At 71.4% G+C, this 24,293-nt stretch carries 19 protein-coding genes; 7 read left to right on the forward strand and 12 right to left on the reverse strand.

Annotation, left to right across the window (positions count from 1 at the left end):
* Nucleotides 1–135 precede the first annotated feature (135 nt).
* Nucleotides 136–1,341 (forward strand): glycoside hydrolase family 64 protein, encoded by a 1,206-nt coding sequence (locus OG985_RS08510; protein WP_371667643.1) that lies wholly within the window; start codon nucleotides 136–138, stop codon nucleotides 1,339–1,341.
* Between the two features lie 34 nt (nucleotides 1,342–1,375).
* Here the strand turns inward: OG985_RS08510 and OG985_RS08515 are convergent, their stop codons facing one another.
* Nucleotides 1,376–2,557 (reverse strand): GDSL-type esterase/lipase family protein, encoded by a 1,182-nt coding sequence (locus OG985_RS08515; RefSeq protein ID WP_371667644.1) that lies wholly within the window; start codon nucleotides 2,555–2,557, stop codon nucleotides 1,376–1,378.
* Nucleotides 2,558–2,656: 99 nt separating this feature from the next.
* The gene (locus OG985_RS08520; protein WP_371667645.1) at nucleotides 2,657–3,229 is read right to left on the reverse strand and encodes a TetR/AcrR family transcriptional regulator; all 573 of its coding nucleotides are present in this window, start codon (nucleotides 3,227–3,229) and stop codon (nucleotides 2,657–2,659) included.
* Nucleotides 3,230–3,391: 162 nt separating this feature from the next.
* On the opposite strand from OG985_RS08520, the gene OG985_RS08525 reads away from it, so the two are divergent.
* Entirely contained in the window at nucleotides 3,392–4,501 is a 1,110-nt protein-coding gene (locus OG985_RS08525; protein ID WP_371667646.1) for a PP2C family protein-serine/threonine phosphatase, read from the forward strand.
* Here the strand turns inward: OG985_RS08525 and OG985_RS08530 are convergent.
* Complete coding sequence (locus OG985_RS08530; RefSeq protein ID WP_371667647.1) at nucleotides 4,458–6,749, reverse strand: MMPL family transporter; 2,292 nt, start codon at nucleotides 6,747–6,749, stop codon at nucleotides 4,458–4,460. The two genes, OG985_RS08525 and OG985_RS08530, sit on opposite strands and share 44 nt — an antisense overlap.
* Nucleotides 6,750–7,009: 260 nt before the next feature.
* Here OG985_RS08530 and OG985_RS08535 point away from each other — a divergent pair, with 260 nt between their 5' ends.
* Nucleotides 7,010–7,216 carry a hypothetical protein gene (locus OG985_RS08535; RefSeq protein ID WP_371667648.1) on the forward strand — a complete coding sequence of 69 codons (207 nt, stop codon included), beginning with the start codon at nucleotides 7,010–7,012 and terminating at the stop codon, nucleotides 7,214–7,216.
* A gap of 91 nt (nucleotides 7,217–7,307) precedes the next feature.
* On the opposite strand, the gene OG985_RS08540 is transcribed toward OG985_RS08535, so the two are convergent.
* Nucleotides 7,308–8,435: a sulfite oxidase gene (locus tag OG985_RS08540; RefSeq protein ID WP_371667649.1), complete on the reverse strand. Its 1,128-nt coding sequence runs from the start codon at nucleotides 8,433–8,435 to the stop codon at nucleotides 7,308–7,310.
* Nucleotides 8,436–8,625: 190 nt separating this feature from the next.
* Here OG985_RS08540 and sthA point away from each other — a divergent pair, with 190 nt between their 5' ends.
* Complete coding sequence (gene sthA / locus OG985_RS08545; protein WP_371667650.1) at nucleotides 8,626–10,029, forward strand: Si-specific NAD(P)(+) transhydrogenase; 1,404 nt, start codon at nucleotides 8,626–8,628, stop codon at nucleotides 10,027–10,029.
* 52 nt (nucleotides 10,030–10,081) lie between these two features.
* Here the strand turns inward: sthA and OG985_RS08550 are convergent, their stop codons facing one another.
* Nucleotides 10,082–10,570: a DUF5709 domain-containing protein gene (locus OG985_RS08550; RefSeq protein WP_371667651.1), complete on the reverse strand. Its 489-nt coding sequence runs from the start codon at nucleotides 10,568–10,570 to the stop codon at nucleotides 10,082–10,084.
* Between the two features lie 381 nt (nucleotides 10,571–10,951).
* On the opposite strand from OG985_RS08550, the gene OG985_RS08555 reads away from it, so the two are divergent.
* Nucleotides 10,952–12,424, forward strand: coding sequence for an APC family permease (locus tag OG985_RS08555; protein WP_371667652.1), 1,473 nt, complete (start codon nucleotides 10,952–10,954; stop codon nucleotides 12,422–12,424).
* A gap of 11 nt (nucleotides 12,425–12,435) precedes the next feature.
* Nucleotides 12,436–13,395 carry a hypothetical protein gene (locus OG985_RS08560; RefSeq protein WP_371667653.1) on the forward strand — a complete coding sequence of 320 codons (960 nt, stop codon included), beginning with the start codon at nucleotides 12,436–12,438 and terminating at the stop codon, nucleotides 13,393–13,395.
* A gap of 267 nt (nucleotides 13,396–13,662) precedes the next feature.
* Here OG985_RS08560 and OG985_RS08565 read toward each other — a convergent pair whose 3' ends face one another.
* The gene (locus OG985_RS08565) at nucleotides 13,663–16,017 is read right to left on the reverse strand and encodes a glycoside hydrolase family 65 protein (RefSeq protein ID WP_371667654.1); all 2,355 of its coding nucleotides are present in this window, start codon (nucleotides 16,015–16,017) and stop codon (nucleotides 13,663–13,665) included.
* Complete coding sequence (locus OG985_RS08570) at nucleotides 16,014–16,751, reverse strand: HAD family hydrolase (protein WP_371667655.1); 738 nt, start codon at nucleotides 16,749–16,751, stop codon at nucleotides 16,014–16,016. Before OG985_RS08570 ends, OG985_RS08565 begins: the two co-directional genes overlap by 4 nt.
* Before the next feature lie 127 nt (nucleotides 16,752–16,878).
* Between OG985_RS08570 and OG985_RS08575 the strand changes: the two genes are divergently transcribed.
* Entirely contained in the window at nucleotides 16,879–17,547 is a 669-nt protein-coding gene (locus OG985_RS08575; RefSeq protein ID WP_371667656.1) for a nucleoside/nucleotide kinase family protein, read from the forward strand.
* A gap of 210 nt (nucleotides 17,548–17,757) precedes the next feature.
* On the opposite strand, the gene OG985_RS08580 is transcribed toward OG985_RS08575, so the two are convergent.
* The 5 genes from OG985_RS08580 to OG985_RS08600 all read right to left on the reverse strand — a co-directional run bounded on the left by OG985_RS08580 (nucleotide 17,758) and on the right by OG985_RS08600 (nucleotide 24,141).
* The gene (locus OG985_RS08580; protein ID WP_371667657.1) at nucleotides 17,758–19,476 is read right to left on the reverse strand and encodes a hypothetical protein; all 1,719 of its coding nucleotides are present in this window, start codon (nucleotides 19,474–19,476) and stop codon (nucleotides 17,758–17,760) included.
* Between the two features lie 2 nt (nucleotides 19,477–19,478).
* Nucleotides 19,479–20,381, reverse strand: a complete 903-nt coding sequence (locus tag OG985_RS08585; RefSeq protein WP_371667658.1) for a carbohydrate ABC transporter permease — start codon at nucleotides 20,379–20,381, stop codon at nucleotides 19,479–19,481.
* Nucleotides 20,378–21,289, reverse strand: a complete 912-nt coding sequence (locus OG985_RS08590) for a carbohydrate ABC transporter permease (protein WP_371667659.1) — start codon at nucleotides 21,287–21,289, stop codon at nucleotides 20,378–20,380. The genes OG985_RS08585 and OG985_RS08590 overlap by 4 nt, the downstream gene beginning before the upstream one ends.
* Nucleotides 21,290–21,414: 125 nt before the next feature.
* Nucleotides 21,415–22,737 carry an ABC transporter substrate-binding protein gene (locus OG985_RS08595; protein ID WP_371667660.1) on the reverse strand — a complete coding sequence of 441 codons (1,323 nt, stop codon included), beginning with the start codon at nucleotides 22,735–22,737 and terminating at the stop codon, nucleotides 21,415–21,417.
* Nucleotides 22,738–23,010: 273 nt separating this feature from the next.
* The gene (locus OG985_RS08600) at nucleotides 23,011–24,141 is read right to left on the reverse strand and encodes an ROK family transcriptional regulator (protein ID WP_371667661.1); all 1,131 of its coding nucleotides are present in this window, start codon (nucleotides 24,139–24,141) and stop codon (nucleotides 23,011–23,013) included.
* Nucleotides 24,142–24,293 lie beyond the last annotated feature (152 nt).

Consider the following 24,293-nt stretch of genomic DNA (forward strand, 5'->3'; position numbering starts at 1 on the left):
GGCTTGGCCGGACCGGCGTCCGTCCGTAGCATCGGGGCCCGGCAAGGGCGCCCACGCACATCGAGAGAGCGCTCTCACCACCTGTTCGCCCTGCCGGGCCCCGCACCCGCACAAGTACACCGGGAGAGCCCCCACATGACAGCACGTCACCAACGCGGCCTCAGCCGACGTAAGCTCCTCGCCGCCCTCGGCGGTGCCGCGGTGGCCGTTCCCGCGGTCGCCGCGCTGGCCCCGCACGCTCTCGCGGGCCCGGCAGCGGGCGACGACGCGGCCGAGCCCGCCGCCGGCGGCCTTCCGCTGACGATCGTCAACGCGAGCGGGTCGTTCGACAATGCGAGCGTCCACCTCTACATCGTGGGGAACCAGGACGGCAGGCAGGTGCGGGTCACTCCGGACGGCACCCTCGCGCCCGTCGCCCTGGCGGACAACGGCGCCGACGGCTTCACCGACTACGCGATCAGCCTCTCCGGCAGCGGCGAGACGCGGCTGTCCCTGCCGTACATGTCGGGCCGCGTCTATGTCGCGCTGGGCCGGAAGCTCAAGTTCAGGGCCGTGACGGACGGCAACGGCGACGCCGCCCTGCAGTACCCCGCCGGCTGGGTGGCCTCGGACCCCAACTACGCGGTGCTGCACGACTGTTGCGAGTTCACGTACAACTCCGCCGGGATGTTCTGCAACACGACCATGGTGGACATGTTCAGTGTGCCGCTCGGCATCCGGCTCACCGGCGCCAAGGACCAGACGACGGGAACCCTGCGCGACGGCGGACGGGCGGCCGCCTTCACCGCCGTACGGCAGGTCGAGGAGTTCGCGCCGCTGGTGGTGGACGACACACGCGTCCTCGCCCCCGGCCACGGTCTGGACGCCGGTCTGTTCCCGGCCGACTACTTCGCCCCGTACATCGACGAGGTGTGGAGCACGTACACCGGCCGGGACCTCACCGTCGCCACCGACGCCGGTACCTTCACCGGGCGGGTGCGCGGCGGGCGGCTCACCTTCGACGGGCCCGCCCAGGTCTCCTTCGCCAAGCCCTCCACCCGGGACGTGCTGTTCTGCGACGGCGGTCTCGCCGCGCCCAACGACGGCACGACCGGCCCCGTCGCCGCCGTCCTCGGCGCCGGGTTCAACCGCTCGACGCTGCTCGGCGCGTCCGCGCAGCCGACGACCGACGCCTCGGCCTTCTACCGGACGGCGCTCACCAACCACTACGCCAAGGCGATGCACGCGGCCACCGAGGACGGCAGGGCGTACGGCTTCGCCTTCGACGACGTGGCCGACCTCGCCTCCTACGTCCAGGACACGGCACCCACCGGGATCCGGCTGACGCTCACGCCGTTCTAGGGGGGTCGCGCCGAGGGGGGCGGCCGGTCCGGTTTCAGACGTCGCGGTCCGTGAAGGCGCCCTGGCCGTCGAAGGCGAGCGCGGCGAAGCGTTCGCCGATGCGGCGGTGGGCGGCGGCGTCCGGGTGGAGCTGGTCGGGCAACGGCAGTTCGGCGAAATCCTCCTCGCCGTACAGGTCGCGCCCGTCGAGGTGGTGCAGGTTCGGGTCCTCGGCCGCCCGCTGTGCCACGATCCGGGCCAGCTCGTCCCGGATGACGCGCAGGGTCAGTTTCCCGCCCGCCCGCTCCGCGGGGTCGCCCATGGCCACGAACCGCAGTCGCCCGTCGCTGAGGTTCCCGAGGTCCGGGGCGCTCGGGCCGGGCGTGTCCTCGTGGATGGGGCACAGGATCGGCGAGACGACCAACAGGGGCGTGTCGGGGTGGCCTTCGCGAATGGTGTCGAGGAATCCATGGACCGCGGGGCCGAAGGCGCGCAGACGCATCAGGTCGGCGTTGACCAGGTTGATGCCGATCTTGACACTGATCAGGTCCGCGGAGGTGTCCCGGAGGGCGCGGGCGGTGAACGGGTCCAGCAGGGCGCTACCGCCCAGGCCCAGGTTGATCAGTTCCACTCCGCCGAGGGCCGCGGCGAGCGCGGGCCAGGTGGCGGTGGGGCCGGCGGCGTCGGAGCCGTGGCTGATCGAACTGCCGTGGTGCAGCCACACCCTGCGGCCCGGGTCCCGGGCGGGTTCGACGGGGGCGTCGGTGCGCAGGGCGAGGAGTTCGGTGGTCTCGTTGTGCGGGAGCCAGATCTCGACGTCCTTGACGCCCTCCGGCAGGTCGGTGAAGCGGAGGGTCCCGGGCGGGCCCGGCCGGCGCTCCGTGGTCCCGGTGGTCATGTCGATGGTCAGGGTGTTGCCGCCCGGCACGCCGGCCCGACCGGTCAGGCGGCCGTCGACGAGCAGGTCGTACACGCCGTCCGGGCGGGGCGGGGCGCCGACGTAGACCCGTTTGGTGGGGATCGTGTCCAGTTCGACGGCGGTGGCCCGGGTGCGGAAGACCAGCCGTACGCCGGAGGGCTGGGACTCCGCCATGGCCAGCTGTCCGTCGGCGCACTGGGCGCGGGCCCGGGCGGGCAGCCGGTGCGGCAGTATGCCGTGCTCGGTGTGCTCCACGTCGAGTGCGCCGCGCAGCAGGCCGGCGGTGACGGGCGTGTGGATCCAGTCGTCGTTGTGCATGGCCTCAACCTGTTGATCGAAGTGTTCGGGGGCTTGGCTTCGGGTCCGCCGCCGCGCGGGCCGGCGGGAACGCGGCCGTACGGCGGCCGGGCGGCCCCGTCAGGCCGCGGGCGGCCAGTTGCGCAGCAGGGCGTCGACGGCGTCGAGGATCCTCGACCAGCTCTCCTGCGAGTCGGGGACGCTGTGGCTGAACCCGCCGGCCAGTTCGAGGCTGACGTAGCCGTGGAAGACGCTGCCCAGCAGCCGGACCGCGTGGGTCTGGTCCGGCTCGGTCAGGTCGTAGCCGCGCAGGATCGCCCGTGTCATCTGGGCGTGCCTGCCGCCGGCACTGGCGGCGGCCGCCGCCGGGTCCAGCCTCAGCCGGGTCGCGGCATAACGGCCGGGGTGCTCGCGCGCGTAGTCCCGGTAGACGTTGCCCAGGGCGGCCAGGGCGTCCTTGCCCGCCCGTCCGGCCAGCGCGGCGGCGCCCCGGTCGGCGAGCTCCTCCAGGGCGAGCAGGGCGATCCCGGTCTTGAGGTCCTGGGAGTTCCTCACGTGCGAGTACAGGCTCGCGACCTTGACGTCGAACCGCCGGGCCAGCGCCGAGACGGTCACCTGCTCGAAGCCGACCTCGTCGGACAGCTCCGCCCCCGCCTGGACCAGGCGCTGTGTGGTCAGTCCTGCGCGTGCCATCGTCGTCCCCTCGTGCGGCGAATTCGAGTATGCGGCTACCTAAAGCCTTTAGGCAAATGGCCCTTCTCTTTAGGTCATCCATGCTGCCGTTTCCGCCGTGGAGCACGCGAAGACGGTCTGCCCCCGCGTGCGGCGCCCACTCCGGCGTAGCAGCGTGGAGGGGTGAGCAGAGAGCGCGGTGGGGCGGCGGCGGGCGAGCGGGACCGGCGGAGCTGGCTGCGCGGCGCGCCGCCGCCGGGCTGGATCCGGGCCCTGCCCGTCGCCCTCCTGCTGGGCGTGTGCGCCGCGACACTGGCCTACGGACACCGGCTCGACATCGGTTTCCTGCTGGGCGCCATCCCGCCGCTGGCCGTCCTGTCGTACGGGCCCGCGGGAACCGCCGTCCTCGGCGGCCTGGTGGTCGTCGTGCTGAGCGTTCCCGTCTTCCACCTCGACGATCCCGGCAGCGCCGACCTGCTCACCGTCTGCTTCGTCGCGGCGCTGAGCGTGGTGGTGTCCTTCGTCCGCAGCCGTCGCGACGCACAACTGGTCACCGAACGCGCCGTCGCGGAGGCCGCGCAGCGGGCGGTCGTACCGCCACTGCCGGAGCGGGTCGGCCCGGTGCGATGCGCGGGCCTGTACCGGGCGGCGCAGCGCGGCACGCTGGTGGGCGGGGACTTCTTCGACGTACGCGAGGGGCCGCTCGGCACACGGGCGGTCATGGGCGACGTGCAGGGACACGGTCTGGCCGCTGTCTCGACGGTCGCCGCGCTGCTGGGTGCGTTCCGCGAGGCGGCCCTCGACCAGCCGGACCCGGAGTCGGTGGCCGAGCGGCTCGACCGCAGGCTGGTGGTCGACTCGTCGGGCGTACGGCACTCCGAACTGTTCGCCACGGCCGTACTGCTCGACTTCTCCCCCGCCGCGGACGCGGTACGGATCGTCGCCTGCGGCCACCCGGCGCCGGTTCTGCTGCGCCACGGCAAGGCCGTCGCGCTCGAGGTCCCGCCGGGCGCCCCGCTGGGTCTCGGGCTGGCCGACGTCCGGCCGCCCGCCGGGCTCACGGTGCGGCTGCTGCCCGGGGACCGGCTCTTCCTCGCGTCGGACGGCGTCTGGGAGGCCCGCGACGACAGTGGCGCGTTCTATCCCCTCACCGAGCGGCTCGTGAGCCTCGCCGACGGCGGACCGGACGGGCTCGCCGAGCGGGTGTGGGCGGACCTGCTCCGCTACAGCACGAGCATCGACGACGACGTCACGATGCTCGTCCTGAAGCCCGGGCCGCCGGAGAGTCACTGACGCCGGCCGGCTCCTCGCCCCCGCCCTCCGCGTCGATGTGCGGCAAAACCTTGTCGAGCCAGCGGGGTGTCCACCAGGCACGCGGCCCGAGCAGGGTCATCACCGCGGGGACCATCAGCAGGCGTACGACGGTGGCGTCGATGAGCACGCTCACGGCCAGCCCCAGTCCCATCATCTTGATCACGATGTTGTCGCTCACGATGAAGGCCGCGAAGACACTGACCATGATCAGTGCCGCGCAGGTGATGACCCGCGCCGTGATCTCCAGCGCGTGGGCGACCGACGCCTTGGCGTCCCCGGTGCGCAGCCAGGCCTCGTGCACACGGGTGAGCAGGAAGATCTCGTAGTCCATGCTCAGCCCGAAGATGATCGCGAACATCATCATCGGGACGTAGCTCTCGATGGGCACCTTGCCGTTGACGCCGAGCGCGGGGCCGCCCCAGCCCCACTGGAAGACGGCGACGACGACGCCGTACGAGGCCGCGATCGACAGCACGTTGAGGACGGCGGCCTTGAGCGCGACGAGCAGGCCGCGGAAGACGGCGAGGATGATCAGGAAGGCCAGGGCGACCACCACGCCGATGATCAGGGGCAGCCGGCTCGCGACGATGTCACGGAAGTCGACCTGTGCGGCCGTGGTCCCGGTGACGTACCCCTTGGCGTCCGTGCCGGAGACCGCGGCGGGCAGCGTGTCGTCGACCAGACGGTTTGTCAGGTCCGTGGTGCCGGCGTCCTGCGGGGACTGCTTCGAGTAGACCGTGGAGATCAGGACGTCCCCGTCCTGGGTGGCTGTCAGCGGGGTGACCTTGGCGGCGCCCGCCACCGCGTTCAGCGTCTTCTGGGCCTGCGAGGAGAGGTCGGAGCGCTGCGAGGACGACACCGACGTCTGGTCGATGACGACGGTGAGCGGACCGTTGGAGCCGGGGCCGAAGGCGTTCGTCATCAGGTCGTAGGCCCGCCGGTCGGTGAAGGAGGTGGGATCGGCGCCGTCACCGATGTGACCGAGCTGGATGGAGAAGAGCGGAATGGCGAGGATCACGACCGTCGTCACGCCCGCGGCCAGGTACTGCCACGGCCGCCGCTCGACCCGCTGCGCGTAGCGGTGCCAGGTCCCGTGAGGCGTCTCGCCCTCCCCCGCGTCCGTCTCGGCGACCGGGCGGCGCACCCGGAGGCGGTCGATGCGGCGGCCGATCAGGCCCAGCAGGGCGGGCACCAGGGTCAGCGCCCCCAGGACGGCGGAGACGACCGTCACGGCGGCGGCGAGACCGAGTTTGCCGATGAAGGACACACCGGAGGCGTACAGGCCGGCCAGGGCGATGATCACCGTGCAGCCGGAGACGAGCACCGCGCGGCCGCTGGTGGCGGTGGCCTGGCCTGCCGAGCGCACCGGACCGACGCCGTTGATGAGGTTCTGTCGGTGACGGGTGACCAGGAACAGCGCGTAGTCGATGCCGACGCCGAGTCCGATCATCGTGGCCAGGGTCGGCGACACGGTCGCGAAGGTGAACGCGGCGGCGAGCAGCCCGAGCCCGGCCAGTCCGCAGATGACGCTGATCAGGGCGGTCACCAGGGGCAGGCCGGCGGCGATGACACTGCCGAAGCCGATCAGCAGGACGACGATCGCCACCGCGAAGCCGATCAGTTCGCTGACCCGGTCGTCGGCGGCCGGCCGCGCCAGTTCACCGAGCGGTCCGCCGTACTCGACGTCGGCGCCGGCCGCCCTCAGTGGCTGGACGGAGTCGTCCACGCCGTGCAGATAGCCGTCGCCCAGGGTCGAGGGCTGTACGTCGAAACGGACCGTGATGTAGGCCGTCTTGCCGTCGGTGGACAGGGGGCCGACGTTCGGCGAGGACTGCGACTGCGACGAGGACGCCGTCAGCGGGTTCTGCGCGGACAGGACGTGCGGGAGTTTCTGCAGGTCCCCGACCGTGGTGGACATCTGCGAGCTCAGCGAGGACAGCTGCTTCTGGCCGTCGTGCAGGACGATCTGGCTGCTGTAGCCACCGGCGGCCGGGTCGTGCTTCTGCAGGATGTCGAGGCCCTGCTGGGACTGCGATCCGGGCAGCGAGAAGTTGTCTGAATACGTGCCGCTGAAGGTGCGGTTGACGACCTGGAGGGCGACCAGCGCGACGAGCCAGGCCACGATGACGATCACGAAGTGCCGGGCGCACCACTCCCCCAGCCGTCGCAGACCCCCTCGAGTCTCGGTCTTCCCGCCCCCTGCGCTGCTGCTTTGGGTGGGTGACATGGCCCTCGTTTTCCCTGTCGGCCGAGTCGTTCGATATCACCATTAGACGCCCGCCCGCAGGTCCGGGCATCCCGGCGCGAGGCCGCGCCCCGTGGAGGGTTGGGTACCGTCCTGGGCGGTACTCCGGTCCTGTGCGGGAGCCGCCGAGCCGGAAGCGACCGGTGCCTCGGGATGCACGGTGCGCTCGCGCGTTGAATGGTGATAGCGGACCCGATGACAGCACCGGGACCGAAGACTGATCCGGATCCGAGGAGCAGATCATGCCGACGTCACAGCCCGACGCGTCCGGGCCGTCCGAGGACCGTGCCACCCCGGACGCCCTGCTCCACACCCGTACCGGCACCGATGTGTCACCGGAGGACCTGGTGCTCGCCTCGGGCAAGGACCTCACCCCGAAGAGCCTGGAATGGGCCAGGCGCAAGCTGGCGGAGGAGGGGCCCGCCGCCATGGAGAAGCTGCTGCCCTGACCCGCCCGCCAGCCCGTCCGCGCGGCCGCCGACGCCCTCTGCACGGGCCGGTGCCGCGCGGCCGCTCATGCGTCCTGAGGTCCTCGGGGTCCTAGGAGTCCTCGGCCTCCAGGCAGACGACCGGGACCTGTTGGACGAGGTTGTTGGCGAAACCGCCCCGGTTCCAGGGCTGTTCCAGCGGCTGGCGGTGCCCGTCGGCGTCGGTGGCCCGCGCGCAGAGCACGTGCTCGCCGGGTGTCGCCGTCCACGCGAACCGCCAGCGCCGCCACGCCCAGCGGTGGCCGGCGTCCGGCTCCACCTCGGCCTCGTGCCAGGTGCGGCCGCCGTCGGTGCTGACCTCGGCCCGCAGCACCGGTGCCGTGCCCGACCAGGCGCGTCCCTCCAGGGTCAGCGGGCCCGGCCGCACGATCCGGGTCCGGGACATGAAGTCCGGGAATCCGGGCGGGACCAGCAGGGCGCGCGGCGCGATCCGGGTGACCGGCTCGCCCTCGTCGCCGGGGTGCTGCCGCAGCCGGTAGGCGACGGTCTGCTGGAAGCCGGTGAAGGGCTCGTCCGTGACGGTGACCGTGCGCAGCCACTTCACGTGCGCCATCCCGTACCAGCCGGGGACGACCAGGCGCAGCGGGCTGCCGTGCTGCGGGGGCAGCGGGGCGCCGTTCATCTCGTCCGCCACCAGTACCTCGGGTTCACCGCCCGTGGCCACCCGTACGGGCAGTGAGCGCTGGTAGTCCTGCTCGACGCCGCGCTCCACGCCGTGGTCGGCGCCGGTGAACACCACGTCGACGGCGTCCGGCTCCATCCCGGCCTCGGCGAGCAGCAGCCGCAGCGGAACACCGGTCCACTCGGCGGTGCCGACGGCCTCCACCAGCCAGGGCTGGCTCACCGGGCGGGGGCTCAGCAGCGCCCGCCCGTTGCCCGCGCACTCCATCGTCACCCGCGTGGTGACCCGGGGAAACGCCCGCAGGTCGGCCGCCTCCAGGCGCAGCGGGCGGCGCACCCGGCCGGTGACGGTCAGCGGCCAGGGCGAGCCCTCGGGGACGTACGGGATGTCGTAGTGCGTCAGGACGTAGTGCAGGCCCGGCGGAGTGAGGTCGTGGCGCAGCGCTTCCAGCGGCAGGCCGTGGTTGCGGGTGGCGAGTGCCAGTTCGTCCCGGCCGATGCCCTCGCCGGGGGCGGCCAGTCGGGCGGGTGTGCTGGTGTCGCCGAGGTGATGGCCCATGCCCTCAGTATCGCGCCGCGGCCCCTGTCACGTCAGTCGGCGGGCGCCACCACGGCGCCCCCGGAGCCAACTTTCGCCGCTTCCTGCGATGTTCACCCGAGCGTCTTCGGTCCGGCCGGGCGGCACACCGGGGCCGGTGGTCGCTCGTTCACTCTTCCGGTGAAGGCCCCACGACTGACAGACTCCTGAAGTGCCCGACTTCGACATGCTCGTCCTCGGATCCGGTCCGGGTGGCCAGAAGGCCGCCATCGCCGCGGCCAAACTGGGCCGCCGGGTGGCCGTCATCGACCGCCCCGACATGGTCGGCGGGGTCTCCATCCACACCGGCACCATCCCCTCCAAGACCCTGCGGGAGGCGGTGCTCTACCTCACCGGCCTCACCCAACGCGACCTCTACGGCCAGAGTTACCGGCTCAAGGAGGACATCACCGTCGCCGACCTGACCGCCCGCACCCAGCACGTGGTCGGCCGCGAGGTGGACGTCATCCGCAGCCAGTTGTCCCGCAACCACGTGTCGCTGTACGGCGGTACGGGACGGTTCGTCGACGACCACACCGTGGCCCTGCGCGAGATCACCGGCCAGGAACGGGTGCTGAGCGCCGAGCACATCGTCATCGCGACCGGTACCCGGCCGGCGCGGCCCGACAGCGTCGAGTTCGACGACCGCACGATCATGGACTCGGACAACGTCCTGGCTCTCGAACGGGTGCCGCGTTCCATGGTCATCGTCGGTGCCGGCGTGATCGGCATGGAGTACGCGTCCATGTTCGCCGCCCTCGGCAGCAAGGTCACCGTGGTCGAGAAGCGTGCCGGGATGCTCGACATGTGCGACGTCGAGGTCATCGAGTCGCTCAAGTACCACCTGCGGGACCTCGCCGTGACGTTCCGTTTCGGCGAGACGGTCGCCGCGGTCGAGCGGCATGCCCGCGGCACGCTCACCGTTCTGGAGAGCGGCAAGAAGATACCGGCCGACGCGGTGATGTACTCCGCCGGCCGGCAGGGCCTGACCGACGACCTCGACCTCGACAAGGCCGGGCTGTCCGCGGACCGGCGCGGCCGCATCACGGTCGACGAGCACTACCGCACGCAGGTGCCGCACATCTACGCCGTCGGCGACGTCATCGGCTTCCCGGCACTGGCGGCGACGTCGATGGAGCAGGGGCGTTCGGCGGCGTACCACGCCTGCGGGGAACCCGTCGGCCGGATGCACAACCTCCAGCCCATCGGCATCTACACCATCCCGGAGATCTCCTTCGTGGGCCGGACCGAGGACCAGCTCACCGACGACCGGGTGCCGTTCGAGGTGGGCATCTCGCGCTACCGGGAGCTGGCCCGCGGGCAGATCATCGGCGACTCGCACGGCATGCTGAAGCTGTTGGTCTCGCCCGTGGACCGCACGCTGCTCGGCGTGCACTGCTTCGGCACCGGGGCCACCGAACTCATCCACATCGGGCAGTCCGTGATGGGCTGCGGCGGCACGGTCGACTACCTGGTCGACGCCGTGTTCAACTACCCGACGCTCGCGGAGTCCTACAAGATCGCGGCCCTGGACGCCACGAACAAGCTCCGCCAGATCGACCGGATCGCGGACTGAGCGGACCGACCGGGCCTCCTGTCACTCCGACCCGGCCGGCCGGGCGGAGTGGTCAGGCGCTCCGGTCGTCCTCGGGCAGCTCCGTGTCGTCCTCGACGACGTGCACGGCGGCCTCCTCGGCCCCCGCGGCGCCCCCGTCGATGCCCACGTCGGAGGCGACGACCTCCTTCGTGGTGTCGGGGTGCGCGCCCTCGTCCGGGGCGACCAGGCGGCCCGCCCGGTCCGTGCCCGCCTCCGGATCGACGGCTTCGCCCTCCCCCTGGGGCAGGTCACCGATGCCGTCCCCGGCCGGCGCCTGAGCGTCGGGCACCTCCTGGGCGAGCCGTTGGTCAAGGCTCTCGCCGTCGTGCTGCTCGGCGGCCGTGGTGCCGTACTTCGTGGCGCCCAGGGGTTTCTCCGGCGGCGAGTAGCCCTCGTCGAGGATGTCGTCGTAGTTCCGCTCGTCGACGGCGTCCTGCAGGTCGAGCGGCGCCGCGTCCTCCTGCTCCTCGTTGCCGCCGGTGGGCTGGTACGCGTCGTCGGCCATCGGCTCGGTGCCCATGGGCTGCCTCCCTCGCGGTGCGTCGGATCGTTTGTCTCCGGTGTCCTGATCCGCGTTTCCCCATCCGCGCCCTCCAACCTCACGAGACGGGTGGCGAAGGGCATAGCGCTGTCCGGAAGATTACTCTCCGGTCAATCTTGAAAGCTCAATGAGTACGGCTATCATCACTCGCACACACGGTGTGACCGTATGCCAACGGCGAGGCACAACGGTATCCACCACCTGCTGTCTCGCACCGCCCCCTGCCCGAGGCGATCCCTCTCCGGCTGTGGACGGGTTCACCCCCGCCGGTTCACCCACCCCTGGCGGTTCACCCCCCGCCCCTCCTACGCCGCCCGGGCCGGTCGCCCCCGCGTCGTGCACGACGAAAGCAGCGCAACCATGAGCAACAGCAGGGGCAGAGGGCTCCAGGCCAATGCCCTCAGTACCTTCGACACCGTGGTGATGGCCGTCGCCGGCAGCGCTCCGGCCTACTCGCTGGCCGCGACCACCGCGGTCCTCGTCGGAGCGGTGGGCCTGGCGAGCCCGGCGGCACTGCTGTACTGCGCGATACCCATGCTGGGCATCGCCCTCGCGTTCAGCTATCTCAGCCGCATCGACGTGAACGCGGGCGCCAGCTACTCCTGGGTGGGGCGGACCCTCCACCCCTTCCTCGGCTTCATGAGCGGCTGGGCCCTGGTGATCTCGGCGACCATCTTCATGGTGGCGGGTTCGCTGCCGGCCGGGTCGATGACGCTCGCCCTCTTCGACGAGAACCTCGCCGACAACACCGCCCTGTCCACCGTCGTCGGAGCGGCCTGGTTCGTGCTCATGCTGCTGGTGGTGCTCGGCGGCGCCCGGCTGACGGTGCGCGCGCAGCTCGTCATGTCGGGCATCGAGCTCACCGTCCTGGCGCTCTTCGCGGTCCTCGCCCTCTTCCACACGGGCAACGCCCGCACCTTCGAATGGTCCTGGCTCGGCTTCTCCCACTTCGACGGGACGGCCGGCTTCGCGTCCGGCGCGCTCATCGCCGCGTTCTACTACTGGGGCTGGGACGTCACCAGCAACCTGAGCGAGGAGACCCGCGACAGCCGTCGTACGACAGGGCTCGCGGGGCTCATCGGGGTGGGCATCGTCTTCCTGCTGTTCGAGGTGTTCACCATCACCGCGAACGTCATCCTGTCCGCGCAGCAGATCGAGGACAACAACGCCAACGTGCTGTCGGTGCTGGGCGAGGAGATCTGGCCGGGCTGGGGCGGCAAGCTGCTCATCGTGTCCGTGATGCTGTCCACCATCGCCACCCTGGAGACCACGCTCATCCAGGTCACCCGCTCCCTGTTCGCGATGGGACGCGACCGTACGATGCCGTCCGCCCTGGGCCGGGTGCACCGCCGGTGGAACACCCCGTGGGTGGCGATCGTGGTGGTCGGCGTCGTGGCCCTGGGGATGTTCATCGCCTCCAACGCCCTGGGCTCGGTGGGCGACATCCTGGCCGACGCCATCTCGGCGATCGGTCTGCAGATCGCCGTCTACTACGGCCTGGCCGGTCTCGCGGTGGTCGTCGCCTACCGCAAGATGCTGCTGAAGTCGGCGTCCAACTTCATCCTCGGCGGACTGTGGCCGCTGTTCGGCGCCCTGTTCATGTTCTGGATCTTCTTCGAGTCGCTGGGCCAGCTGAGCACCACGGCGATCGTCATCGGCATCGGCGGGCTCGCCGTCGGCCTGATCCCCATGCTCTGGTACTGGCGCCAGGGCAGCGACTACTACCGGCCCGCCAGACTGGACGCGACACGTACCGTGGCGGCGGACTACGTCCCCACCGGGGCGACACTCCCCGACTCCCCCGTCCACGAGGGTCTCTCCACCGACTTCTGAGGGGGCACCCGATGGCGCGAGACCGCTTCGCTCCCGACTTCGACCCCGACTGCGGGGACTCACCGCTCAGTTCCGCCCGCCAGGACATCGTCATCGGCCGCTGGCAGGGACTGCGCGCACTGCTGCGCTCCACCGGGCCCGACTGGGTCTCGCGCGGCCACCGGGTCAGACTTCTGGCACAGGCCTGCGCGGGCAGTTCCACGGCGGAGTCCTGGCTGGCCGCCGAACCGAACAGCGGCGACGCGCTGGTGCTGCGCGCGGCGACGGAGACGGCCCGGGCCTTCAACCTGGCCATCGCCGCCGGCCGGGGCGCGCCCATCGACCGGCACCGCATCGACACCGCGGTGATGTCGTGCCTGCAGGCCGCCGAGTCGTATCCGGACGACCCGACGCCGTGGACCTCCCTGATCTCCGTGGCCCGGCTGTATCCGACGGGGGTGCGCCGGCAGGAACTGGCGCGCTGGTGGGACGAGTTGCAGGGGCGCGACGCCTACAACGTCGAGGGCCACCTGCAGGTGCTCCACTACTACTCCTCCCGCTGGCACGGCTCGCACGGTCTCATGTACGACTTCGCGCGCGACGCGGCCGGAGTCGCGCCGCCTGGCTGCGCGCTGCCGGTGCTGGTGCAGTACGCCCGCGTCGAGGAGTACCGGTACGCCGTGGACTCCACCGAAGGCGGTCGGGCGACGGTGGGACTGGGCCAGCACTTCCGGCACGACGGCGCCGTCAGCGACGCACGCCGTACCTGGCAGCGCTGGATCATGAGCCGGGAGCGGGACGACATCCGGCCCGGCGAGCTGCGTGACCTCAACTACCTGGCCCACGCGGCCTGTCAGGCGGGCATCTCGGACGTCGCCGTCTCGATGCTGCGGCTGCTCGGCCCCCGGGGCACGCGGGCTCCCTGGTCGTACACGGGAGATCCGGAGCAGCAGCTGGTCAAGTGGCGCAGGGAACTGCGGCTGCGGGTGTGACGGCGAAGACGCCGGCCCCGGCGCGGCGGCGGGTTTCTCGTCACGGGAGTTCGTCGGCCGCGGCGAGCCCGGCCGTCCGCTTCGCCTCGATCCGGCCGAACTTCCACACCGGCAGGGCGACGATCCGGGTGGCGAGGAAGAGGCCGACGATCAGGAAGCCGACGGCGTTCGGGTCGAGCCCGCCACCTTGGTCGGACGGGCGGGAAACGCCGGCGGACGGTGCGGGCCCCGGGCGGCCCCGGGCTTCCGCCGTGGCCGCCCGCCCGGTCAGTGGGCGTTGGGCCTGCGGTGCGGCGGCTGGTCCGGCGCGGGGCGTGCGGCCGGCCAGGGAACCGTGCGGACGACGGGGCCGTCGTCGCGGAGGGTCAGCGGGGCGCCGTGGTGGCGGATCGTCAGGGGCCCTCCGGTCTGCAGCGTGTACGTCGCCTTGTCCGGGCCGATCTCCACGCGCAGGCGGCGGCCGAGGATCTGGAGCGTGAAGGCCAGGCGGCTGAACCGCTCGGGCAGGCGGGGAGCGAACCGGAGGGTGTCGCCGTCACGGCGCAGTCCGCCGAAGCCGGCCACCAGCGCCGTCCAGGTACCGGCGAGGGAGGCGATGTGCAGTCCGTCGCGGGTGTTGTGCTCCAGGTCCGCCAGATCCATCAGCGCGGCCTCGGCCGCGTAGTCGTAGGCGAGGTCCAGATGGCCCGACTGGGCGGCGACGACGGCCTGGCAGCACGCCGAGAGGGAGGAGTCCCGCACGGTCAGCGGCTCGTAGTAGGCGAAGTTGCGGGCGATCTGCTCCTCGTCGCAGAACTCGTCGAACCAGCCGCTGCACATGTACATCGCCAGCACCAGGTCAGCCTGCTTGACGACCTGTTTGCGATACAGGTCGAAGTACGGGAAGTGCAGCAGCAACGGGTACTGGTCGGCGCGAGTGTCGGTGAAGTCCCAGCGCTGGTAGCGGGTGAAGCCCGCGTGCTGTTCGTGCACGCCGAGTTCGTGGTTGTAGGGGACGTGCACGGCGGTGGCCGCGTCCCGCCAGGCGGCACTCTCCTCCTCGTCGACGCCGAGCCCGGCGGCCCGGTCCGGGTGGCGTTCGCAGGCGTCGGCGGCGGCCAGCAGGTTCGCCCGGGCCATCAGGTTGGTGTACACGTTGTCGTCGGCGACCGCGCTGTACTCGTCGGGCCCGGTGACGCCGTCGATGTGGAAGACGCCGTGGTGGTCGTGGTGGCCCAGCGAGCGCCACAGACGGGCCGTCTCCACCAGCAGTTCGATCCCGGTGTCGCGGGCGAAGCGTTCGTCGCCGGTGGCCGCCGTGTAGCGCACCACCGCGTCCGCGACGGCGGCGTTCACGTGGAAGGCGGCCGTGCCGGCGGGCCAGTACGCGGACCCCTCGGAGCCCGCGATGGTCCGCCACGGGAACGCGGCTCCGTTCAGGCCCAGTTGGGCCGCGCGCTCCTTGGCCTCGGGCAGGGTGCGCTGGCGCCAGCGCAGGGCTTCGGCCACGGCGTCGGGCGCGGTGTAGGTCAGCAGCGGCAGCACGAAGGTCTCGGTGTCCCAGAAGGCGTGGCCGTCGTAGCCGGAGCCGGTCAGTCCCTTCGCGGGGATCGCGCGCTGTTCCGCCCGGGCGCCGGCCTGCAGCACATGGAAGAGGGCGAAGCGGACGGCCTGCTGGATTTCCTCGTCGCCGTCGATCTCGACGTCCGCGCGCGCCCAGAAGTCGTCGAGTTCGGTGCGCTGTTCGTCCACGAGACCCTGCCAGCCGCCCATCGCGGCCGCCGCCAGCGCCGCGTCGACCTGGTCGCACATCGCGGGCAGGGACCGCGCGCCGGACCAGCCGTGGGCGACCAGCTTCTCCACCTTCAGCCGCTGACCGGGCGCCAGGACCGAGGTGACGGTCAGCCGGGCGACGTCCACGTTGCTCTCGGCGCCGGTGGTGGTCCCCTCCGGCCCCTCGACCACGTGGTCCGCGGCCACGGCCACCCGCAGGCCGCTGCGCCGGGTGCGGTGCACCAGGCGCAGCCGGCGACCGACGGCGAAGTCGTCCTCGGGTTCCAGCGGCGACTTGAGCGCCACGGCCGCCCGCGGGTCGCCGTTCGCTCCCGGAAGGGTCTCGTTGGCGACGAGCTCCGACTGGATCACCACGCGGATGTCGCTGTCGACGGCCTCCACCTCGTAGGCCACGGCGGCGATCGCCCGCTGGGTGAGGGAGACGAGCCGGGTGGAGCGCACCCGGATGCGCGTGCCGGCCGGGGAGACCCACTCGCAGACCCGCTCCAGTGTCCCGCGGCGCAGGTCGAGTGTCCGCTCGTGCGCGACGAGGCGGCCGTAGCGCAGGTCGAAGGGCTCGTCGTCCACCAGCAGCCGCAGCACCTTGCCGTTGGTGACGTTGATGACGGTCTGGCCCGACTCCGGGTAGCCGTAGCCGGCCTCGGCGTAGGGCAGCGGATGCAGCTCGTACACCCCGTTCAGGTAGGAACCGGGCAGTCCGTGCGGTTCGCCCTCGTCGAGGTTGCCGCGCCAGCCGACATGGCCGTTGGAGAGCGCGAACACGGACTCGCTCTGCGCCAGGACGTCGAGGTTCAGCTCGGTCTCGCGCACGGCCCACGGTTCGACGCTGTACGACCTCTGGGTGATCACGCCCTGCCTCCCAGGTCGGCGAGGTCCTTGACGACCCGGTCCGCGCCGTGTGCGGACAGCGCCTCGGCCTGCCCCACCCGGTCGACGCCGACGACGTACCCGAAGCGCCCGGCGCGTCCCGCGTCCATGCCGGCCAGCGCGTCCTCGAAGACGGCGGAGTGCGCCGCGTCGGTGCCGAGGTCCTGGGCGGCGGCCAGGAACGTGTCGGGGTGCGGCTTGCCCGGCAGGTGCCGTTCGGCGGCCACCACGCCGTCGATGCGTACGTCGAAGAGGTCTTCGGCGCCGATCGCGCGCAGCACGTCCCGGCAGTTGGCGCTGGAGGAGACGATCGCGGTGCGCAGTCCCTGCTCGCGGACCGCCTCGATGTAGCGCAGGGTGCCGTCGTAGGCCTCGACGCCGCCGGCCCGGATCTTCGCCAGGACCAGGTCGTTCTTGCGGTTGCCGAGTCCGTTGACCGTTGGCGCGTCGGGTGGGTCGCCCGGATCGCCCTCGGGCAGTTCGACGCCGCGGGAGGCCAGGAAGCTGCGGACGCCGTCGGCGCGCGGGAGTCCGTCGACGTACTCGTCGTAGTCGGCCTGTTCGAACGGCCGGAACCGGTCGCCCTCCCGCTCGCGCAGGAACGCGTCGAACGTCTCCTTCCAGGCGGCCGCGTGCACCACGGCCGTCCTGGTGACGACCCCGTCGAGGTCGAAGAGGCAGGCGACAATTTCTTCGGGGAGACCGAGCTGCGTCATAAGGAGACGGTTCCCCGAGAAGGCGAGTCCAGTGAGTGGCGCACGCCACAACGGGGATTCCGTGACTTTTCCGGGTCGGCCGAGGGCAGCCGAAGCGTCCGAGTCGCCGGGTGACACACTCTGCTCTGTGCCGCTGACCTTCGACGACCTGCTGATCCGTGCCCGGGCGCTCACCCGCGACGGGCGGCGAGCCGTCCTGGGCATCGCCGGCAGCCCCGGCTCGGGCAAGACGACCCTCGCCGAGCACCTGGTGCGCGCGCTCGACGAGGCGGGAGCACCCCGGGTCGCGCACGTCCCCATGGACGGCTTCCACCTCGCCGACGTCGAACTGGACCGCCTCGGCCGCCGCGACCGCAAGGGCGCGCCGGACACCTTCGACGCGGCGGGGTACGCGGCACTGCTACGGCGCCTGCGCGAGGAGGAGGGCGGTGAGCAGGGCATCGTGTACGCCCCCGGCTTCGAACGGACGCTGGAACAACCCCTCGCCGGAGCGGTGCCCGTGCCGCCGGACGCCCGGCTGATCGTCACGGAGGGCAACTACCTGCTGCTGGGCACGGGCGCGTGGGCGCGGGTCCGGGCGCAGCTGGACGAGGTGTGGTTCTGCGAGCTGGACGAGGAGGAACGCGTCCGCCGACTGGTGGCCCGGCACGAGGAGTTCGGCAAGGGACACGAGGAGGCGGTGACGTGGGTCCACCGCAGCGACCGGCCCAACGCGGAGCTGGTCGCGGCGACGCGGGACCGGGCCGACCTCGTCGTACCGGTGACGGCGATGCCGCGGGTGGACCCGGCGACGTGAGGACTCCGGGGGGGCCGGGCCGTCCGCGAACCCGGTCCTCCCCGGCCGGTCACTCCGGTGGCGGGCGGGGTCGCGACAGCCCGTACACGCCGGACGTCGTCGCCCGCCACGCGGCCGGCAACTCCTCTCAACAACCGGGCGGCACCGTCACGTTCACCACCGGGGCCGCCGGCCTCCGGTCCTCAGTCGCGCCGGGTGAGTTCCGGTTCCTCACACGACAGGTGCGGGCCGGCGGGCGTGCAGTGCCACGGTCAGTGTGTGCGGGCCGGATCCACCGATGTAGACGCGGTTCCCGGTCGTCGCATCGGTGCCGCCCGCCACGGTGTAGTCCTGACCCGGGTCGTACCGTAGTACGTCGCTCCGGTCCGGCCCGGCGAGCAGTTCGCCTGCCTCGACGCCGGCCTCGACCCGGATCTCGTCGTCGCCGACCCGGTAGGTCATCGGCCCGGTCGTCAGGCACCAGCGTCCGTCGCCGATCGGTACGGCACCCTCCAGCACGCCGCCCGGCCGGAAGGTCAGTTCGAGCGCCCAGGGCACCCGTGGTCCGCTGATGTCGATCCGCAGGTCGGCACCGTCGTCCCTCAGGTCCACCTCGACGCGGGTCGTGTGCGAGACCTCGTCCCGAGGCCGGTCCGGGAAGGCCATCGCGGCCGCGAAGCGACCCTCGTCCGCCAGCCGGTAGACGCCGTCGTCCCGTCGCCCACCCGGCGGGAGCGGCTGGTAGTAGGCGGCCGTGAGGGTTTCGGTGAGCCGGTACCGGTTGTCGGCGGGCCGTTGCATGCCGGCGGCGCGGAACGGGCCCAGGTCGAAGAACCCCCGCGTGAGACGGACCGCGTCGAGGACGGCGTCGCCGGCGAACAGACGCAGGAAGGTGGGATTGCAGGCGAGGCCCGAGCGGATGCGCCGGTGCTCGGGCACGTCGGAGCCGCCGTACACCACCGTGTGCGCGGTGGCCGAGGCGCGTGCGGCGAGGCGTGCGGTGGTGATGTACCGGTCGCGCGGAAGTGTCTCCGCGGCCGGGTCCGGCAGGGCGCGGCACAGGTCCGGGGCGAGGAGGGTCTGGGCGAGCAGGTCGGGGTCGTCGATGCCGCCGGCGGCCGCCAGCCGCGCCGCCCGGCCGAAGTCGCCCCGGCCCGTGCGGATCGCGAGCAGCCGGTAGTGCGGCAGGTAGGGCGCCAGCGGGAACGGGTGGTTCTGGTCCTGCCGTCGCGAGTGGACGGTCTCCACCGTGCCGTCCGGCCTGATGAGGTCCAGGGTCGTGGCGAGATTGCGTTCGACGGCGTCGAGCAGGTCGGCACGTCCGAGGACGTCGGCAAGCAGCAGCAGCGACGGGTTGGACACGTGGGCCGCGTAGTTGGCGCTCCGTTCCGAGTACAGGCCCTCCGCGTCGATGTCGACGCCCTCGGCGAGCCATTCCGCCACGCGGTCGAGCAGCCGGTCGTCCGGGAACGACCGGTGCAGCCGGGCCAGCGCCGCGCACAGCTCCCAGCGGTGGTTCGGGGTGTGCACCCCACCGGTCAGGAGACTGCCGGAGGCGGCGCCGGCGATCTCGGCGAGCGCGGCCGTGACGTCGTGCAGTTCCGGCCCCGCGCCCGCGGCGAGGACGTGCGCGTCGCACACGTCGTTGACGGTGAAAGCGGAGTCCGGCGGTGACTGCACGTTGTCGCCGCCGGCGAAGAGGCCGGTGGTGGTCTGCACGGCCCGCAAGGCGCGGAGGTGGGTCATCGCGGCGGCGACGGCCTGCCTGCTGCCGTGCAGTGCCGAGTCCGGGGAACGGTACGCCGCGACCAGGGTCTTCACCCGGCGCGCCAGACCACGGTGCGGCACACCGGCGGGTTCCTGGTCGGGGCAGGCCGCCAGCGGGACGGCCGACCGGTCGGCGGCGCCGGCCACCGCGCGGACGAACTCGTGGTCGAGCACAGTGGGCACGGTCAGTCCTTCAGTCCGGCATTGATGTCGGCGCTCATGACGTAGCGCTGGAAGACCAGGAAGACGAGGACCAGCGGGATCATGGAGATGACCGATCCCCCGAGCAGCACGGACCAGTTGATGTTCTGCGCCCCGACCAGGCTCTGGATGCCGATCTGCACGGTGAACTTGTCGGGGTCGTTGAGCATCAGAAGCGGCCAGATGTAGTCGTTCCACCGCCACTGGAACGACAGGATGGCGAGCGTCAGCATGATGGGCCGGGAGATCGGCACCATGATCCTCAGGAAGATCGACAGCTCACGCGCCCCGTCGATGCGGGCGGCCTCGACGAGCTCGTCGGGGACCGTCAGGAAGAACTGGCGGAACATGAAGCATCCGGTCGCGGTGAGCACCGCCGGGAGGATGATGCCGCCGAACGAGTTGTAGAGGCCGAGGTCGCGGACCACCAGGAACTCCGGGGCGAGCATGACCTCGGACGGCAGCATCGTGGTGGCCAGGATGCAGAGGAAGAAGACCTTGAGCCACTTGTTGTCGTACTTGGCCAGCGCGTACCCGGTGCAGCAGCTGGCTCCCACCGTGAGGATCGTCGTGATCACGCACACGATGGCCGTGTTGATGAAGTACTGGGAGAAGTTGGCGCTGTCCCAGGCTGCCTTGTAGCCCGACAGGGTGGGGTTGTGCGGAAGCACCGTCAGCGGAAGGGAGAACAGGTCTCCGGCCGGTTTGAAGGAGCTGAGGACGAACCACAGCACCGGCAGCCCGTAGAGGCACGCCAGGATCCACAGCAGTGTCGTCGCGGGTACCGCGCGCCGAAGCCCACCGCCGCCCCCGCCGCGGGGCCGCCTCTTGGCAAGGGCCCGTACGGAATCGGCCTTGACCGGACGCGGCGTGTCTGTGGTTGTCATCGGTTCTCCATCCGCCGGTTGACGATCAGCTGGATGATCGCGACGGCCATCAGGATGAGCATGAGCACGAACGACGCGGCGCTCGCGTAGCCGATCTGGCCCGTTTTGAAGCCGGTCTGGTAGATGTACTGGACAAGCAGGTTGTTCGACGTTCCCGGTCCGCCGTTGTTGAGGGCGAGGAACAGCGGGTATTCCTTCATCGCGTTGATCGTGTTGAGCAGGATGACGATGAAGGAGGTGGGCGCGATGCTCGGCAGTGTGATGCTGATGAACTGGCGCCAGGGGCCCGCGCCGTCGAGCGAGGCCGCCTCGTAGTACGAGGTGGGCACGTTCTTGATCGCCGCGATGAACAACAGCATCGAGAACGCCGTCCCCCACCAGGCGCCCGCCATCACCACCACGCCCAGGGACAGGTCCGCGTTCGACTGCCAGGGGATCGCGTCCCCGCCGAGCTTCTCGATGACGTAGTTGATCAGTCCGAAGTTCTCGCCGAACAGCCAGCGCCACAGGACACCCACGACGATGGGCGAGATGAGCCACGGGATGAAGAAGACGACACGGGCGAGCGACGCGCCCTTGGCCTGCCTGCTCACCACCAGGTTGGCGATGAGCAGCGAGAGCGCGAAGTTCAGCGGAACGACGAGCACGGCGTACAGCAGCGTCCGGGCCAGCGCGTCGTAGAAGATGGAGTCGCCGAACAGGTTCTGATAGTTGTCCAGTCCGACGAACTGGAACGCCCCTACGCCCGTGTAGTTCGTGAAGGAGTAGACGAGCCCGATCACCGCCGGCCAGACGAAGAACAGCGAGAAGAGCACAACATTGGCCGTGATGAGGACGAGCGGCGCAATGGTGTAGCTGCTGCGCCTCCTGGGCGGGCTCACGGACACGTCCGAGGCGCGTTTTGTCATCTTCCTGACTCCGTGCTGGTGGATGGGATTGCTGTGGGCTCACGCCGTGAGCCCGGCATCACGTGGGCGTTTTCCAGGCCGGGCGGCGGTGTGTCGGCCCCGCCGCCCGGTCCTGTGGCCCACGATCAGCCGCCGACCTGCTGGTTGTAGCCGGACACGATGTTCTCCAGGGCCTTGTCGGCCGTCTGCTGGCCGTTGATCGCCTTGCCGAGCTCCGTCTTGGTCGGGTCCTCGGTGAGGCTCTTGCCCTTCAGCACCCAGTTCGTCTGCGCGCCGTTGAAGTAGCCGGAGATCGGGTCGTAGAGCGGGATCTCCTCGTTGTACAGCTTGAACGCCGCCTGCGCCGCCTCGGACTTGAAGGGGTACTTCGGGCTCAGACCGCTCTCGACCGGCAGGAACCCGGACGCCTCGCACAGCGCCTGGTAGTGGGCCGGCTCGTACAGCCAGGACAGGAACTTCGTCGCTGCGCCCGCCGCGTCGCCGTTGTTGTTGAAGCCCACCGTCATGCCGCCGCTGTTGACGTCACTGGCCTGCACCGGCTGGGCGGGAGTCGGGACGCTCGCCCAGTCGAACTTCTTGATGCTGTCCGCGAAGGCGGGAACCTGCCATACGCCGGACCAGTAGGCGACGACGTCACCGCTCTGGAACATGGCCGACGGGTCGGCGCCGCTGGTCCACACCGACTTCGGCATGGTCTTGTCGTCGTTCAGTCCGACGAAGTAGTTCACGGCCTTCTTGGTCGCCGCGTCCACCGAGAACTTGCCGGAGGAGTCCGCGTGGACGTACTTCCCGCCCATCTCGTACACCATGGCGCGGAGCCGGGACGGCGACTGGTCGAACGTCAGGGAGTACTTGGCGCCGGTCTTCTCGCGGACCTTGTTCGCGGCGGCGATGAAGTCGGTCCAGGTCCAGGTCTTCTGGGGCGAGGCCGGGAAGGCGACGCCGGCCTTCTTGAACAGCGTCTCGTTGATGAACAGGCCGGACGCGGTGACGTCCGAGGGGATGGACAGCACCTTCCCGGACGAGTCCTTGGCGAGGAAGTTGGCGTTGATCTTGTTGCTCTTGTTGTTGGCGATGGAGCTGAGGTCGATCAGCTTGCTCGACCAGATCGGGTCCAGCGCCGGCACGGCCGCCACGTCGGGCAGGGAGTTCGCCTGCGCGGCGTTGTGGAGCTTCGTCGTGTAGCCGTCGTAGGGGATGTTGACGAGCTTGACGTTGACGCCGGTTTCCTTCTTGTACTGCGCCACCATCTTCTTCCAGCCCGCGTCCTGCCCCGGAACCGTGGAGATCCAGAACGTCAGCGACTTGGCGGTCCCGCCCGAGTCGGACCCCGACCCGCAGGCGGAGAGCAGCATGACACCTGCCGTGGCTACGGCAGCGAGGGGAACCAGGCGGCGCATGCCGCCGCGGCCGAGTCGGCGGGAGCGCCGCACACCTACAGTGGTCATCTTCGATCCCTTTTCCTCGCGGGGACGGAGCACGGCGCCGACCGAGCGGCACGGGTGCATTGTGCAGAAGAGTTTTGCTTTCCGAGGGCGCGGCCTCGCCCGGCCGCGTCATCCTGACGGGCGAGGATCCCCGGCCTCCTGGCCGTCACCGCACAAGCACGCCCTGGTGCGGTTGCCGTACGTCGAGTACGGGCGGGACGCTCACCCCAAGCCGGTGTCCCGACCGACTTAGAAAGCGCTTGTCCGGACATTGGCAGACCGAGTCGGAGGCCGTCAATCCTTCGTCCGCGCGGCCTCGGTCACGGTTTGGACTCCCCGGGCGACCGCCAGCCGGGCGGCACCCACCGCCGTGCCGAGATCTCCGACCGTGCTGCTGACCACTTCGGTGGGCCAGCTGAGCCGTGCCAGTTCGGCCCGCACACCGGGCAGGACCTGCGGGTCCGCGCCGGTACTGCCGCCCAGCACGAGCAGTCCGGGGTCCAGCACGGCGGTCACGGCGGCGGCGAGGCGGCCGATGTCCGTGGCATGGCGGCCCACCAGCGCGCGGGCCGTGGACCGGCCCTCGCGGGCGAGCGCGAAGAGCCGCTCGGCGGTGTCGGGACGCGGCCCTTCGGCGTCCGGCCAGGCCTCCGCCGCGCGCCGCAGCAGCGAGCGGGCGCCGATGTACTCCTCCAGCGCCTCGTGGCGCGGCTCGCTGTCGTCGTCCCAGGGGTAGGGCAGCCGGGCCAGCTCACCGGCGGCGCCGTTGGCTCCCCGCAGCACCTGCCCGCCGACCACGATGCCGAGGCCGATGCCCACGCCGATCCGCAGATAGCCGAAGGTGTGCCGGCCGCGGGCCGCGCCCTCGTGCAGTTCGGCGAGCGCGGCACAGTTCACGTTGTTCTCGAGGTGCACGGGAACACCCGGCGGCAGCGCGACGGCCATGGCGTCGAAGACGGGGCCGGCCTTGGCCGTCGCGGGGCGCACGGCGGAACCCTCCGCCCGCGCGGTGACGTCACCGACGGCGACCACGATGGTGCGCAGCGGGGCGTCGGCGGGCAGCGCGACCAGCGCCTCGCGCACCACGTCGGCGGCGTCGCCCCGGGGGCCGGTGGCCTGGGCGAGCAGGGTGCCGTCCAGGGCACAGCCACGGACCCGGGTGAGGGCGGGGCCCAGGTCGACGGCGAGTACCGCCCCGGCCGCCTGTCCGAGACCGTATACGGCGGCGGAACGGCCGGTGCCGCTGGAGGCGGTGCCGGAGCAGGCGGCCAGGCGGGCGCTCTCCAGCTCCGCCACGGCGGAGGACACCGTCGGTTTCGACAGGCCCGCCAGACTCGCGAGCTGCGGCCGAGTCGCCGTGCCCGCCCGGGCCAGCACGGCGAACACCGCGCTCGCGCTCTCGGTCAGGCGGGGGGCGTTCGCCACGTCGTGTTCCACAGTTCTCCCACACAGGTCGAGGGCCGCGCTCCCGAGTCGGTCGGCTCCGGGGGAGGCGGCGATGGGATGCCCTGGCGTCGCGGTTCCCGCCCGGCGGTCCGGCTGGGCCGCCCGCGGTGGTCGAGTGCGCGATGCCTCTT

The organism is Streptomyces sp. NBC_00289 (assembly GCF_041435115.1).
Taxonomy (GTDB): domain Bacteria; phylum Actinomycetota; class Actinomycetes; order Streptomycetales; family Streptomycetaceae; genus Streptomyces.